Annotated in this window: 17 protein-coding genes; 8 read left to right on the forward strand and 9 right to left on the reverse strand. The window is 69.3% G+C overall.

Translation table 11 applies throughout. The features are described 5' to 3' along the window. Positions 1–7 precede the first annotated feature (7 nt). Positions 8–1,636 (forward strand): FAD-binding oxidoreductase, encoded by a 1,629-nt coding sequence (locus A6I89_RS17310; protein ID WP_044990889.1) that lies wholly within the window; start codon positions 8–10, stop codon positions 1,634–1,636. Beyond that, a complete protein-coding gene (locus tag A6I89_RS17315) occupies positions 1,633–2,523 on the forward strand; it encodes a diacylglycerol kinase (RefSeq protein WP_005513730.1) in 891 nt (296 codons plus the stop codon). Before A6I89_RS17310 ends, A6I89_RS17315 begins: the two co-directional genes overlap by 4 nt. Before the next feature lie 3 nt (positions 2,524–2,526). Here A6I89_RS17315 and A6I89_RS17320 read toward each other — a convergent pair whose 3' ends face one another. After that, positions 2,527–3,240 (reverse strand): PIG-L deacetylase family protein, encoded by a 714-nt coding sequence (locus A6I89_RS17320; RefSeq protein ID WP_005513731.1) that lies wholly within the window; start codon positions 3,238–3,240, stop codon positions 2,527–2,529. Between the two features lie 4 nt (positions 3,241–3,244). Then, positions 3,245–4,462: an MFS transporter gene (locus tag A6I89_RS17325; RefSeq protein WP_022595503.1), complete on the reverse strand. Its 1,218-nt coding sequence runs from the start codon at positions 4,460–4,462 to the stop codon at positions 3,245–3,247. Positions 4,463–4,550: 88 nt separating this feature from the next. Between A6I89_RS17325 and A6I89_RS17330 the strand changes: the two genes are divergently transcribed. After that, a complete protein-coding gene (locus A6I89_RS17330; RefSeq protein WP_005513733.1) occupies positions 4,551–5,435 on the forward strand; it encodes a LysR family transcriptional regulator in 885 nt (294 codons plus the stop codon). Here A6I89_RS17330 and A6I89_RS24700 read toward each other — a convergent pair. Further along, positions 5,432–5,608 (reverse strand): hypothetical protein, encoded by a 177-nt coding sequence (locus A6I89_RS24700; RefSeq protein ID WP_005513734.1) that lies wholly within the window; start codon positions 5,606–5,608, stop codon positions 5,432–5,434. The two genes, A6I89_RS17330 and A6I89_RS24700, sit on opposite strands and share 4 nt — an antisense overlap. Positions 5,609–5,834: 226 nt before the next feature. On the opposite strand from A6I89_RS24700, the gene A6I89_RS17335 reads away from it, so the two are divergent. Genes A6I89_RS17335 through A6I89_RS17345 form a run of 3 tightly spaced genes read left to right on the forward strand, consistent with a single transcriptional unit; the run spans position 5,835 to position 7,744 of the window. Beyond that, positions 5,835–6,446: a biotin transporter BioY gene (locus A6I89_RS17335; protein ID WP_005513735.1), complete on the forward strand. Its 612-nt coding sequence runs from the start codon at positions 5,835–5,837 to the stop codon at positions 6,444–6,446. A gap of 15 nt (positions 6,447–6,461) precedes the next feature. Beyond that, positions 6,462–7,142 carry an energy-coupling factor ABC transporter ATP-binding protein gene (locus tag A6I89_RS17340; protein ID WP_005513736.1) on the forward strand — a complete coding sequence of 227 codons (681 nt, stop codon included), beginning with the start codon at positions 6,462–6,464 and terminating at the stop codon, positions 7,140–7,142. Next, the gene (locus A6I89_RS17345) at positions 7,139–7,744 is read left to right on the forward strand and encodes an energy-coupling factor transporter transmembrane component T family protein (RefSeq protein WP_013415774.1); all 606 of its coding nucleotides are present in this window, start codon (positions 7,139–7,141) and stop codon (positions 7,742–7,744) included. The genes A6I89_RS17340 and A6I89_RS17345 overlap by 4 nt, the downstream gene beginning before the upstream one ends. Before the next feature lie 12 nt (positions 7,745–7,756). On the opposite strand, the gene pspM is transcribed toward A6I89_RS17345, so the two are convergent. From pspM to pgsA, 5 genes are all read right to left on the reverse strand, one after another. Beyond that, a complete protein-coding gene (gene pspM / locus A6I89_RS17350) occupies positions 7,757–8,527 on the reverse strand; it encodes a phage shock envelope stress response protein PspM (RefSeq protein ID WP_084978816.1) in 771 nt (256 codons plus the stop codon). Positions 8,528–8,659: 132 nt separating this feature from the next. After that, the gene (gene pspA, locus A6I89_RS17355; protein WP_005513739.1) at positions 8,660–9,484 is read right to left on the reverse strand and encodes a phage shock protein PspA; all 825 of its coding nucleotides are present in this window, start codon (positions 9,482–9,484) and stop codon (positions 8,660–8,662) included. A 171-nt stretch (positions 9,485–9,655) separates the two neighbouring features. Then, entirely contained in the window at positions 9,656–10,018 is a 363-nt protein-coding gene (locus tag A6I89_RS17360) for a helix-turn-helix domain-containing protein (RefSeq protein ID WP_005513740.1), read from the reverse strand. Between the two features lie 73 nt (positions 10,019–10,091). Further along, entirely contained in the window at positions 10,092–10,580 is a 489-nt protein-coding gene (locus A6I89_RS17365) for a CinA family protein (protein WP_005513741.1), read from the reverse strand. Then, complete coding sequence (gene pgsA / locus A6I89_RS17370) at positions 10,577–11,212, reverse strand: CDP-diacylglycerol--glycerol-3-phosphate 3-phosphatidyltransferase (RefSeq protein WP_013415771.1); 636 nt, start codon at positions 11,210–11,212, stop codon at positions 10,577–10,579. Before pgsA ends, A6I89_RS17365 begins: the two co-directional genes overlap by 4 nt. Positions 11,213–11,380: 168 nt before the next feature. Here pgsA and A6I89_RS17375 point away from each other — a divergent pair, with 168 nt between their 5' ends. Beyond that, entirely contained in the window at positions 11,381–11,869 is a 489-nt protein-coding gene (locus tag A6I89_RS17375) for an amino-acid N-acetyltransferase (protein WP_005513743.1), read from the forward strand. 29 nt (positions 11,870–11,898) lie between these two features. Further along, complete coding sequence (locus A6I89_RS17380) at positions 11,899–12,183, forward strand: YciI family protein (protein ID WP_005513744.1); 285 nt, start codon at positions 11,899–11,901, stop codon at positions 12,181–12,183. A gap of 49 nt (positions 12,184–12,232) precedes the next feature. Here the strand turns inward: A6I89_RS17380 and A6I89_RS17385 are convergent, their stop codons facing one another. Further along, on the reverse strand, positions 12,233–13,231 hold the full coding sequence (locus A6I89_RS17385; RefSeq protein WP_005513745.1) for a TerC family protein: 999 nt from the start codon (positions 13,229–13,231) through the stop codon (positions 12,233–12,235). Positions 13,232–13,311: the final 80 nt, after the last annotated feature.

Raw genomic sequence — 13,311 nt, forward strand, 5'->3', positions numbered from 1 at the left:
GTAACGCATGTCCGACGCCTTCGTCCCCGAGTCCCCCACCACCCCCGCCCCCGCCATGGAGTGGGACGCCTGGGGTGTCACAGAGTTCCGGCGCCACCTCTCGCCGCAGGTCACCGCACTGCTCCAGCAGGCGCTCGGAGTGTCCGCCGAGCAGTCCCCGCCACCGGAGGAATCCGACGCGATCGTGCGCGAGAGCGCGCTCGGCGCCCCGCTCGTCCACGCCCTCGAGGACCTCCTCGGTGTCGACAACGTCCGCACCGACGGCCCCACCCGCCTGCGCCACGCCGGCGGCAAGAGCACGCCGGACCTGTTGCGCCGCAAGTCGACCGGCGAGCAGGACGCCCCCGACGCAGTGCTGCTGCCCGGCACGCACGACGAGGTTCTCGCCCTGCTGCGGTTCTGCGCGGCCGAGGGCATCGCTGTGGTGCCCTTCGGTGGCGGCACCAGCGTCGTCGGCGGCGTCGACCCGGTCCGCGGCCGCTTCGGGTCCGTCGTGGCACTCGACCTGCGCCGCCTCGACGCGCTCGTGGACCTCGATGCGGTCTCCGGCGTCGCGACCCTCCAGGCGGGGGTGACAGGTCCGCAGGCCGAACAACTGCTCGGCGAGCACGGCTTCTCTCTCGGCCACTTCCCCCAGAGCTTCCAGTTCGCGACCATCGGCGGGTTCGCCGCGACCCGGTCGTCCGGCCAGGCGTCCGCCGGCTACGGACGCTTCGACGACATGGTCGAGTGGCTGCGCGTCGCGACGCCGTCGGGCACCCTCGACCTGGGCCGCGGTCCCGCCTCCGCGGCCGGCCCCGACCTGCGTGAACTCTTCGTCGGCTCGGAGGGCACGCTCGGCATCATCACCGAGGTGGGTCTGCGCGTGCACCCGGTCCCGGAACGCACCGCCTACCAGGCGTGGTCGTTCCCCGACTTCGAGACCGGTGCCGCCGCACTGCGGGCCGTCGCCCAGTCGGGTTCCGCGCCGACCGTGATGCGGCTGTCCGACGAGGCCGAGACCGGGATCAATCTGGCCCTGTCCGGCGACGTCGGCGGCGACAGTCCGACGTCGGGCTGTCTGGCGATCACGACCTTCGAGGGCACCGATGCGCACGTCGACGCCCGCTACACCGAGGCCACGGCACTGCTGGCCGCCGCCGGCGGCACCGCCCTCGGGGAGGCTCCGGCGCAGGCCTGGGAGCACGGCCGCTTCAACGCCCCGTACCTGCGGGACGCACTGCTGAACGCCGGCGCGATCGCCGAAACCCTCGAAACCGCCACGCGCTGGTCCAATCTGACCAACCTCCGCTCGGCCGTCACCACGGCGCTGACGGAATCACTTGCCGCGCAGGGCACCCCGGGGATCGTGATGTGCCACATCTCGCACACCTACCCCACCGGCGCATCGCTGTACTTCACGGTGGTCTGCGCCCAGGCCGCGGATCCACTGGCTCAGTGGGCCGCCGCCAAGCGCGCGGCGGGCGACGCGATCGTCGCCGCCGGCGGCACCATCACCCACCACCACGCAGTCGGCGTCGACCACCGTCCGTGGATGGGCAGCGAGGTGGGCGATCTCGGCGGCCGGGTCCTGCGGGCAGTCAAGGACGCAATCGATCCCGCCGGAATCCTCAACCCTGGCAAGCTGATCCCATGACGCGATCGGTCACCGTCCTGACCAACCCCGCCGCGGGCAGCGGCCATGCCTCGTGGGCGTCCGCCGCTGCCGTCACCCGACTGCGCGAGCGGGGCGTCGCCGTCACCGAGATCGAGGGCAGCTCCGCGGAGGAGGCGCTCGATCTGGCACGCAAGGCCGTCGCCGAGGGCACCGACGCTCTCGTCGCCGCCGGCGGCGACGGTGTCGTCAGCATCGCGTGGCAGGCCCTGGCGCAGACCGGAACGCCGCTCGGAATCGTTCCCGGAGGCACCGGCAACGACCATGCGCGCCTCTTCCACATCCCGGTCGACGATCCGGTGAAGGCCGCAGACATCGTCGCGGCGGGCGAGGTCGCCACCGTCGATCTCGCCCGCGCCGGTGAACGCTGGTTCGGCACCGTGTTGTCGAGCGGGTTCGACGCGCTCGTCACCGACCGCGCGAATCAGATGCGATGGCCCAAAGGCCCGATGCGGTACAACCTCGCGATGATCGTGGAACTCGCGCAACTGAAGCCGATCCCCTACCGGATCGTCCTCGACGACCGCACGATCGAACTCGACGCGACCATGGTGTCCGTCGGCAACGGGACGTCGTACGGCGGCGGCATGCTCATCACGCCGCACGCGAAGCTCGACGACGGGTTGCTCGACGTCACGGTCGTGAAGTCGGGCGGCCGGTTCAAGCTGGTGCGGCTGTTCCCGACCGTCTACAAGGGCACCCACGTCGAACTCGACGAGGTCGAGACGTACCGCACCCGGAAGCTGCGACTCGAGACCGGCATCCCGGTCACCTCGTACGCCGACGGCGAGTTCGTCGGGCAGTTGCCGATCGACGTCGAGGCCGTCCCGGGGGCCGGACGCGTCATCGTCGGTGCGCCGCTCGGCTGAGCGTCAACCGCCGAAGACGTACAACTCGAACCCGACGGCGCGTTCGGCATCGAAGCCCGGTCGGGGCGCGGTGGCCATCTCGATCTGGCGGGCCGCCTGCTCCAGGACCGGTTCGGCGCTGAGGGCCGTGAGGTACGCGTTGTGCTCGCACAGCGACCGAACCGCCCGTTCGACGGTGGCGGTGACGTCCACCGCATGGGTGATCCCGACCATCGCATTGACGGCTGCCCAGCGCGCGCCCGTCCAGGGCGGCTCGACGAGTTCCGGGAAGATCCACTCGTTGGCGGCGTCGGCGACGGCGTCGAGCACCGCGAGCCCGACGGCGCGGTGGTCGGCGCTGTTGAGGACGCCCGGGCCCCACGTCTCTCGGAAGTTCGCCGTGACGACCATCTCGGGCCGATGCTGCCGGATGACCCGTGCGAGGTCCATCCGCAGCTGCGGCCCGTACTCGACGGTGCCGTCGGGATAACCGAGGAATTCGACCTCGGTCACGCCCACCACGGCGGCCGAGGCTCGCTCCTCGTCCTCGCGCAGCGGGCCGCACTGCCGGGGGTTCAGGCCCGCGATCCCCGCCTCGCCACTGGTCACCAGGACGTACCGGATGTCCTTGCCCTGGTCGGTCCAGCGGGCCACCGCCGCGGCAGCGCCGTATTCGATGTCGTCGGGGTGGGCGACGATCACCAGCCCACGCTGCCAGTCCTCGGGAATCGGCTCCATGAGGTCAGCATGCCCCGACCGGGGTGCTCGTGCGCGCCGAAATCCGCAGATCCAGCCACCACACGACGAGGACCGCGACCGACAGGCCGACGCCCGCCCAGCACACTCCCACCCAGCCGTGAGTGGCCCACAGCAGCGAACCGAGCGCCGATCCGGCCGCGCCGCCGACGAAGTAGCCGGTCATGTACACCGCCGTGACGCGGGAACGCGCTTGCGGCGCAAGGGCGTAGATGACGCCCTGATTGCTCACGTGCACGCACTTGAGCGCCACATCGGAGATCAGCACCGCGAGTACGAACGCGATCAGGCTGCTCGCCCCGAGACCGAACAACGCCCACGACGCGATCAGCACCGCTGCCCCGACGCCGGCCGTGGCGCGGGCGAAGCCGCGGTCGGCCAGGCGTCCGGCGACGTTCGCCATCACCGCGCCCGCCACACCGGCGAGGCCGACGAAACCGATCGCGACGTCGTCGAGCCCGAACGGCGGCGCGGCGAGCACGAAGGCCATCGCGGCGAACACCGTGCTCGCGGCGGCGAAGCTCAGGGCACTCATCGCGGTCGCGGTACGCAGCCGCGGATGTTGCCGCAGCAGTGTGCCCATCGACGCGAGGATCGCGCCGTACCCCAGTCCGTGGTCGTCGCGCGACGTCGGCAGTGCACGCCACAACAGTGCGGCGATCAGCAGCATCGCTACCGCGCTCACGCGGTACACCGTCTGCCAGCCGCCCAGCGGGGTGAGCAGTCCGGCCACGCTGCGGGCCAGCAGGATTCCGACCATGAGACCGCTCATGACCGTGCCGACCGCCGTGGCGGCCCGTCCGGGTTCGGCCAGTGCCGCCGCGAACGGGACCAGAACCTGCGCCGCCACCGAGAACAACCCGGCCGTCGCGGTCCCGATCATGAGCCAGCCGATCGAGGGCGCGAACCCGCACACCCCCTGCCCGAGCGCGGCGAGAACCATCAGACCGACGCTCAGCCGCCGACGGTCGACCAGGTCACCCAGCGGGACGAGGAAGAGCAGCCCGAGACCGTAGAACACCTGCGACAGCGTGACGGTGACGGCCGCCGTGGACTGCTCCACGCCGAGCGCACCGGCGATCGAGTCGAGCAGCGGCTGGTTGAAGTAGTTGCCGCCCACGCACAGTCCGCACGCGACGGCCATGACGAGCAGCAGTCCGGGAGACAGTGTGGGGCGGGGGATTCGGCTTTCGATGACGCTCACCGAGCAATTCTTTACCCCCGATAATCATCTGTCTAACATCTGAATCAGATCGACCCGATCTCTGGTTGCGATCAATCGAAGGAGAGCTATGGAACTACGACAGTTGCGCTACGCGATCGCCGTGGCCGAGGAGCGACACTTCACCCGCGCCGCGAACCGGCTCCACGTCGCCCAGTCCGCGCTCAGTCACCAGGTGCAGCAACTCGAACACGAACTCGGCACTGCGTTGTTCACGCGGACGAGTCGCCGCGTGGAACTGACCGACGCCGGCGAGGCGTTCGTGCTGCGCGCTCGCGAGGTACTCGCCGCTACCGAACGACTGCGCGGCGACGTCGCCTCGACCGCGGAGGCGGTCACCGGCACGTTGCGGATCGGCACCATCACGACGCTCACACAGATCGACCTGGCCGCACACCTGCGTTCGTTCCTCGATACACATCCCGGAGTGGACGTGCACGTCGTCTCGGCTATGAGCGAGTCGATAGTGGCGCAGGTCGAGGCGGGCGAACTCGACCTCGGATTCATCGGCCTGTGGCACACCCGACCGCGTGCCGGGCTCACCGCGCGCGTGCTCGGCACCGAGCAACTCGTCGCGGTCGTCGCACGCGATCACCCGTGGGCGACGCGCACCACCGTCACCCTCCTCGACCTGGCGAGTGTGCCGACCGTCGACTTCCCGGAGGGCACCGGGGCCAGGCGGCAGAGCGACGACGCGTTCGCCATGGCCGGGCTTCCCCGCAAGGTCGTCGCGCAGGCCGGGTCGGCGAGCCTGGTCGCCGCGCTCACCGAAGCCGGCACAGGCGTGGGCTTCCTCCCGGAGTCCGATGCCGTCACCCGGCCCGGCCTGCACCTGCTGCGTATCGCCGACGCCCCTATTCGCACCGTGCACATGATCAGCAAGCCGACGCTCGTCACGCCGCCGGGCCGCGCCTTCGCCGATCTGGTCGAGCGACACCTCGGCGGCGACAGCTAGAACCGCGAGTTGTCGGACCGCTCGGACGATCCCGACATCGCCTTGAACAACATGTAGAGCCCGAAGACGATCGCGCTCACCACGAGGATCCCGAACAGCCCCTTGACCAGGGCTCCGATCAACGCGAAGGCGATCCAGACCACTGCCACGGCGCCGACGATCTTCCAGAACACGATGTGCCTCCTGTGGTTCCTCTCCGACGATCCTACGACCGCCGCACCATGATGCTGTCACGGCGCATACCGGAAAGCAGCAGCTCAGCGCCAAGATCGGGGAAAGATGGGGGAAGACCCTGAGAGCGCCGAGCGGGAGGGAATGCGCCCGCACCCGTCGCTTGACATAAGCTCGCCAGGTTGACCCCGATCCCGTCCCGCGAACCACGAGGAGCAGTAGGTAGCCGTGTCGTCGACCTCCACCACGGGCACTCCCCGGAACACCGCGCGCGATCTCGCGCAGATCGCCGTCTTCGCGGCACTCATCATCGCGCTGGGCCTGCCCGGGACGATCAACGTCGGCGGGTCCGCGGTTCCGATCACCCTGCAGACCCTCGGGGTCATGCTCGCCGGCGCACTGCTCGGCCCCCGCAAGGGCACCCTCGCGGTCCTCACCGTGATCGTCCTCGGCCTCGCCCTGCCGGTCCTCGCCGGTGGTCGCACGTCGCTCGTGTCGCTGTCGAGCCCCACCGCGGGCTTCCTGATCGGGTGGCTTCCCGCGGCCGCTGTGATCGGCTGGCTGAGCTATCGGATGCTCCCCCGGTACAACGTCTTCGGCGGCGTCGCCATCAACCTCCTCGGCGGCATCGTGGTCCTGTACGCGTTCGGTATCCCCGGCATGCTTCTGAAGACGGATCTGACGGTGTCGGCGGCCTTCGCCGCGAACCTGACGTACCTGCCCGGCGACGTGATCAAGGCGGTCGTCGCCGCGGTCGTCGCCGCCCAGGTCCATCGCGCGTACCCGGCCCTCGCCGCCCGGAGCCTGCCCACGGCCCCGGTTCGCGTCGACGCCGTATAGGGCCGTACCTGCGCGATGAGCGAGATCCGGTTCGAGGCTGTCCACCACTCCTACGGTGAGCGCACGGTGCTCGCGGGGATCGACCTCACCCTCACCGAGCGCCGGATCGGCGTCGTCGGCGCGAACGGCAGCGGCAAGTCGACGCTGGCGAGGATGATCAACGGGCTCGTGACCCCCACGTCGGGAACGGTGTCCGTGGACGGGCTCGACGCCGCCCGCAAGGGCCGGCAGGTGCGCAAGAAGGTCGGGTTCGTGTTCACCGATCCCGACCACCAGATCGTCATGCCGACCGTGTCGGAAGACATCGCGTTCTCGCTGCGCCGCAGCGCGCTGAGCAAGGCCGAGCGCGCCGACCGGGTCACCCAGGTACTCGCCGACTTCGGCCTCGACGGGCATGCCGACCACCCGACGCACCTGCTCTCCGGCGGCCAGAAACAGCTGCTGGCCCTGGCTGCGGTGATGGTGACCGACCCCGACGTCCTGGTCGCGGACGAGCCGACGACGCTGCTGGATCTCCGCAACGCGCGGCTCATGCGCTCGACGTTGGCCGCCCTCCCGCAGCAGCTCGTCGTGGTCACCCATCACCTCGATCTGCTCGACGACTTCGACCGGGTGATCGTGATCGACGGCGGCCGGGTCGCCGCGGACGGCGCACCCGGAGAGGCGATCGCCCACTATCGCGGGTTGATCGGATGACCACGCTCGGCCTGTACACCCCCGGCACGTCGCTCCTCCACCGCCTGTCGCCCGGCGTCAAGTTGGTCGCGATGGTGCTGGCGATCACCTCCGTCACGATTCTCGTGCGAGAGCCGTGGCACCTGGTGCCCGCAATCGTCGTCGTCGCAGCGCTCTACGCCGTCGCGCGCATCCGTGCGCGGGTGGCGCTCGCTCAGTTGCGGCCGCTGCTGTGGGCTCTGGTCTTCATCGGAGCGTTCCAGGTGATCTTCACCGGCTGGGCCCGTGCGACCGTGGTGTGCGGCACGATCGTGCTCGCCGTCTCCCTGGCCGCGCTCGTCACGCTCACCACGCGGGTCACCGACATGCTCGACACCGTGAGCCGGGCACTGCACCCGCTGCGCCGGATCGGGGTGAACCCGGAGCGGGCCGGGCTGGTCCTCGCGATGACGCTGCGCTGCATTCCACTGCTCACCGGCATCGTGCAGCAGGTCTCCGACGCCCGCAAGGCCCGCGGCCTCGGCTTCTCGTTACGTGCGCTGGCCGTGCCCGCCGTCGTGTCCGCGCTGATGACCGCAGAAGCGATGGGCGATGCGCTCGCCGCACGCGGCGTCGACGACTGACCTGTTCCGGCGTCAGCGGCGGAAGCGCCGGTCGATCTCGTCGACCTCGCCCAGCGCGTCCGCCCAACCCTCCAGACGATCCGACGCCGACAGCAGCTCCTCGCGCTGGCGATCGAGCATCGTGTACGACGACGACTGTGCGGGCGCCGTCATCCGCGCGGCGGCGGCGACCAGCCCCTCGTACTGCACGACGCCGTCGGCGAGTTGCTGCTCGGCGTTGCGGACGGCGTGCTCGAGATGGGGGGCGGCCGCCGCGGTCCCCCGACCGGCGTTCTCCATGGCGACGACGTCCGACGCGACGGACCGCAACGCTGCGGAAGCCGCTCTCGCGGTCTCGCCCGTGTGATCGAGTTCGTCGACGTCCACGACCGAGGACCGGCCCAGGACCCCGAGGATCTGGTTCAGGCTGCTCTCCGCGGCCGCCAGTCGCTCCATGGGTGCCCGCGCCGCCGACCCGGCCGGCGGCAGGGGTTGGCGCGTCACCGTGGGCGCCGGCAGTGGCGTCGCGGTCAGCCGGCGGTAGGTGCCGACGGCGACGACGGCGGGTACTGCGAACAGCGCGGCGGCACCGCCGGTGGCCACGACGGACCAGTCGGGCGCCGACGCGACCGCGAGCGACGCCCTGCCCACGACACCGGCACCCGACGCGATACCGAACCGGGTGGCCCGCTTGCGGGCCCGACGCCGCTTGCGCAGCATCCGTTCACGGGGATCCGACCACCGGCGGACCTTGTCGGCGACACTGCCGCCCACCTCACGCAGCACGTTCTGCGCGCTCGTCACTGCCGACGTCGCGCTGTCTGCCAGCGTCGACGCGTCTCCGAATACAGAGCCGGCCGGCCGGGATCGTCTCCCGGACCGGCCGTCTCGTGCGTTGCTCATCGAACCCGTCTTCGTGTTCGCCGCGAAGCGTTCCTACTGCGCGGAGGTTTCGCCGTTGGCGGAGGCCGCCGGCGGCTCGGGGGCGGCCGCGGGCTGCGCCGGGGTGGCGGTGGCACCACCCGAGGGAAGGGCGTCGCCCTTCATGGAGGCGCGGATCTGCTCGAGACGGCTGTGGCCGGCCATCTGGATGCTCGCCTGCTGGACCTCCATCATGCGGCCCTGCACGGAGTTCTGGGCCAGCTCCGCAGCGCCGAGCGCGTTGGCGTACCGCTGCTCGATCTTCTCGCGGACGGCGTCGAGGCTCGGGGTGTTGCCCGGGGCGGCCAGGGTCTGGTCCATCGACCGCAGCGAGTCCGACACACGTTCCTGCATCTTGGCCTGCTCGAGCTGGCTGAGCAGCTTGGTGCGCTCGGCCACCTTCGACTGCAGTGTCATGGCGTTCTGCTCGACGGCCTTCTTCGCCTGAGCGGCCGCCTGCAGTGCCTGGTCGTGCAGCACCTTCAGATCCTCGACGGACTGCTCTGCGGTGACGAGCTGCGCCGCGAACGCCTCGGCGGCGTTGGTGTACTGGATGGCCTTCTCGTTGTCCCCGGCAGTGGCGGCCTGGTCGGCGAGCGTCACGGCCTGGCGCGCATTCGCATTGAGCTTCTCGACCTCGTCGAGCTGACGGCTCAGCTTCATCTCCAGCTGGCGCTGATTGCCGATGACCGACGCCGCCTGCTGGGACAGGGCCTGGTGCTGGCGCTGCGCGTCCTCGATCGCCTGCTGAATCTGAACCTTGGGGTCGGCCTTCTCATCAATCTTGGAATTGAAGAGCGCCATCAGGTACTTCCATCCCTTGACGAAAGGATTAGCCATGGGTTGATCCTGCCTCCATCTGGTGCGCCGCGCCATGCGCGACCCGATGCGCGACCGTCGCACATCGAACTCGAGTTCTGCCCCTCCGGTCGGCCGCCGCGAGCCGCCTGGCTCGCGGCATCCGACCGTCTACCTGTGAATCTATCGGTTCGTGCGTATCGGATGCACGGCTCAGGCAGCCGCCAGTGCACGCGCCGTGGGCGCCGGGATCACGACCCTGGTGTCCTGCGCGATGCGCCCGCCGACCTGCTGCGTGACCTGCTGCGCCGCCCCGGTGACCGCCTCGGCGGTTTCCGGAGGCTTGACCGCCAGCGACTCGCTGACGTCGACCAGCACCTCGGACAGCGGGACCTCGAGCGCGTCGCAGATGGCGGCGAGCAGTTCACTCGACGCTTCCTTGCGACCCCGCTCGATTTCGGAGAGGTAGCCGAGACTGACGCGGGCGCTGTTCGACACCTCACGCAGCGTCCGGCTCTGCGACACGCGTGTGCGCCGAAGACTGTCACCGATTGCCTCACGCAATAGCAGCGCCATCTCGCTCCTCCTTCTTCCGACACCCCACTCGTGAATACAAACGCACGAACGTGAGCGATTGGTTCCCGAAACCCTATCGCGCCAGTCGATCGAGCAAACCGGACACCGCCGCTCGGACACAGCCGAACCGTATATCCCATCGCTCCCCGGTCAGCTGTAGGGCCGTGACCTCGGTACCGTCCGGTCCGCTCAACCCGAGGAACACGGTCCCCGGGGCGTGACCGTCCTGCGGGTCGGGTCCGGCCACCCCGGTCAGCCCGATGCCCCAATCGGCACGGCAGCGTTCCCGCGCCCCATCCGCGAGCTGCGCGGCCGTCGTCGGTGCGACGGGGCCGTCCGACGCGAGCACGGCCGGGTCGACGCCCGCGAGGCTGCCCTTGAGATCGGTGGCGTAGACGACGAACCCACCCCGCAGCACGGCGCTCGCACCGGGCACCCCCGCCACGGTCGCGGCGAGTAGTCCCGCAGTAAGTGATTCCGCGGTGGCGAGCGTCTGCCCCCGACCGACCAGCGCGTCGACCAGTTCGCGGGCGGGCACCGCTGCCGTCAGTGGATCCGTCATGCGCCGGTGCGCCGCACCCCGGCGCGCAAGCGCACCGCCTGGATCACGTAGTCGAGCCCCGTGGCGACCGTCAGCACGACGGCGAATCCCATCAACGTGGCACTCACCGGTGCGAACCCGTCCGGCAGCGGGGCCAGATAGAAGCCGATCGCCACGGACTGCACGAGCGTCTTGAGTTTGCCGCCGCGTCCGGCCGGGATCACTCCGTGCCGGAGCACTGCGAAGCGCATCAGCGTGATGCCCAGCTCACGCGCGGCGATGATGCCGGTCACCCACCACGACAGGTCACCGAGCAGCGACAACCCGACGAGGGCGGCCCCGATCAGTGCTTTGTCGGCGATCGGATCCGCCATCTTCCCGAAATCGGTGACGAGTCCGTGCTTGCGGGCCAACTGACCGTCCACCCGGTCGGTCAGAGCCGCGATCGCGAAGATCGACGTAGCGGCGATCCGCCACCCGGTGGAATGACCACCGTCGACGAACAGCGCCACGAGAAAGACCGGCACCAGCACGATGCGCAGAATCGTGAGGATGTTCGCGATATTCAGCAGAGGCACCGGGGTGTGCGGGGCGATGCCGATCCCGGGCTGCGCGTCGGGCGCTGCTGCCGTCTCACGGCGCGGACTGCTCATGTCCGCTCCGATCCGACGGTTCGCCCAGGCACGCCCGAGACGAACGGGACGTGATGAGGGGCGACGGATCGGGGCGGCACACTGCTCACAATATCGGTTCGGGGGATGACTACTGTGCACCACATGACTTCTGGAACTCCGACAGCTGGAACGAACGAGGCTGAAGGGATGAAGGTGCGACGCGCGCGCACCTCGGACGTGCCGGAAATCAAGCGACTCATCGACATCTACGCCGGAAAGATCCTGCTCGAGAAGAACCTCGTGACCCTGTACGAGGCGGTCCAGGAGTTCTGGGTGGTCGAGGACGCCGGCACCGTCGTCGGCTGCGGCGCCATGCACGTGCTGTGGTCCGACCTGGGCGAGGTTCGCACGGTCGCGGTGGACCCGTCGGTCAAGGGCCGGGGCGCGGGCCACCTGGTGGTGGCCAAGCTGATCGAGGTGGCGCGCGACCTCGAACTCGAGCGACTGTTCGTCCTGACCTTCGAGGTCGATTTCTTCGCCAAGCACGGCTTCGCGGAGATCGAGGGCACGCCGGTCACCGCGGAGGTGTACGCCGAGATGTGCCGGTCCTACGACACCGGTGTGGCGGAGTTCCTGGACCTGAGCTATGTCAAGCCGAATACGCTGGGCAATACCCGCATGCTGCTCACGCTCTGAGCCTTCCGGACTTCGGGATCGAGGAAAACATGCCCCTGTTCGCCGTCCAGTACACGTACGCGCCGGAGAAGTCCGCGGAGCGCGACGATCATCGCACCGACCACCGCGCGTGGCTGGCCGATCTCGTTCGCCGGCACATCGTCCAGTCGTCGGGACCGTTCGCCGACGGCAGCGGCGCCCTCATGATGGTCGAGGCCGCGACCGCAGACGACGTGATCGCGCTGTTCGACCAGGATCCGTTCGCCAAGCGCGGCCTGGTGGCAGCACGCCTCGTCCGGGAGTGGATCCCGGTCTTCGGTGTCTTCGTGAAGTGACCTGCGACGCCGGCCGGACGATGCACCCGGCCGGCGTCGCAGTTCCCGACTAGCTGGAGACCGGCGTGTTGTCGGACTTGTCGTTGCGCGTCTTGATCAGGCTCGCGACGGTCGTCACGACGAGCACGCCCATGATCACGCTCAGCGACATCACGGTGGAGATCTCCGGCACCGAGACGTGCTCACCTCCGTTGATGAACGGCAGCGTGTTCTCGTGCAGCGCGTGCAGGACAAGCTTCACACCGATGAACGCCAGGATGATCGACAGACCGTAGGACAGGTACACCAGACGCTCGAGCAGGCCGCCGATGAGGAAGAACAGCTGCCGCAGCCCCATGAGCGCGAAAGCGTTGGCCGTGAACACGAGGTACGGCTCCTGGGTGAGGCCGTAGATCGCGGGGATCGAGTCCAGCGCGAACAGGACGTCGGTGAAGCCGATGACGACGAGGGCGAGCAGCAGCGGCGTGACCACGCGCTTGCCGTCGATCTTCGTGATCAGCTTGTCGCCGTCGTACTCCTCGGTCGTCGGCAGAACGCGCTTGACGAGGCGGACGAGCTTGTTCTCGCGGTCCTGTTCGGCCTCGGCTCCGTGGTCGGCGTCCTTGATCAGCTTCGCTGCGGTGTAGATGAGGAACGCACCGAACAGGTAGAAGACCCAGCTGTAGGTGTTGATCGCGGCGGCGCCGACGGCGATGAACGCGCCGCGCATCACCAGTGCCATCACGATGCCGATCAGCAGCACCTTCTGCTGGTATTCGCGAGGCACCGCGAACGTGGACATGATGATCACGAAGACGAACAGGTTGTCGACCGACAGCGCCTTCTCCGTCACGTAGCCGGCGAAGTACTCACCGCCGAACGTCGTGCCCCAGTTGGCCATGACGAACAGCCCGAACACGACCGCCAGTCCGATGTACACCGCCGACCAGAAGGCCGACTCCCGGAACGTCGGTGCGTGCGGCGTGCGCACGTGCGCGAAGAAGTCGAAGACGAAAAGCCCGAGGATCACCACGCACGTGACGATCCAGACGAGTGGGGAGACATGCATCAGCTAATTGCCCTCCGGTAGGTACGTTTCACCACCGGAGGTCTCTCCCACCGATCGGGCGGCAGTGCCGCTTCCGATCA

Source organism: Prescottella equi, from assembly GCF_002094305.1.
GTDB lineage: Bacteria > Actinomycetota > Actinomycetes > Mycobacteriales > Mycobacteriaceae > Prescottella > Prescottella equi.

What these genes read in the sequence shown, in the direction of transcription:
- A6I89_RS17375 (WP_005513743.1), top strand. Translation starts at nt 11,381, where the DNA reads ATGAAGGTGCGACGCGCGCGCACCTCGGACGTGCCGGAAATCAAGCGA.
- A6I89_RS17365 (WP_005513741.1), bottom strand. Translation starts at nt 10,580, where the DNA reads ATGACGGATCCACTGACGGCAGCGGTGCCCGCCCGCGAACTGGTCGAC.
- A6I89_RS17360 (WP_005513740.1), bottom strand. Translation starts at nt 10,018, where the DNA reads ATGGCGCTGCTATTGCGTGAGGCAATCGGTGACAGTCTTCGGCGCACA.
- A6I89_RS17340 (WP_005513736.1), top strand. Translation starts at nt 6,462, where the DNA reads ATGAGCGAGATCCGGTTCGAGGCTGTCCACCACTCCTACGGTGAGCGC.
- A6I89_RS17330 (WP_005513733.1), top strand. Translation starts at nt 4,551, where the DNA reads ATGGAACTACGACAGTTGCGCTACGCGATCGCCGTGGCCGAGGAGCGA.
- A6I89_RS17320 (WP_005513731.1), bottom strand. Translation starts at nt 3,240, where the DNA reads ATGGAGCCGATTCCCGAGGACTGGCAGCGTGGGCTGGTGATCGTCGCC.
- A6I89_RS17315 (WP_005513730.1), top strand. Translation starts at nt 1,633, where the DNA reads ATGACGCGATCGGTCACCGTCCTGACCAACCCCGCCGCGGGCAGCGGC.
- A6I89_RS17345 (WP_013415774.1), top strand. Translation starts at nt 7,139, where the DNA reads ATGACCACGCTCGGCCTGTACACCCCCGGCACGTCGCTCCTCCACCGC.
- pgsA (WP_013415771.1), bottom strand. Translation starts at nt 11,212, where the DNA reads ATGAGCAGTCCGCGCCGTGAGACGGCAGCAGCGCCCGACGCGCAGCCC.
- A6I89_RS17385 (WP_005513745.1), bottom strand. Translation starts at nt 13,231, where the DNA reads ATGCATGTCTCCCCACTCGTCTGGATCGTCACGTGCGTGGTGATCCTC.
- A6I89_RS17310 (WP_044990889.1), top strand. Translation starts at nt 8, where the DNA reads ATGTCCGACGCCTTCGTCCCCGAGTCCCCCACCACCCCCGCCCCCGCC.
- pspA (WP_005513739.1), bottom strand. Translation starts at nt 9,484, where the DNA reads ATGGCTAATCCTTTCGTCAAGGGATGGAAGTACCTGATGGCGCTCTTC.
- A6I89_RS17380 (WP_005513744.1), top strand. Translation starts at nt 11,899, where the DNA reads ATGCCCCTGTTCGCCGTCCAGTACACGTACGCGCCGGAGAAGTCCGCG.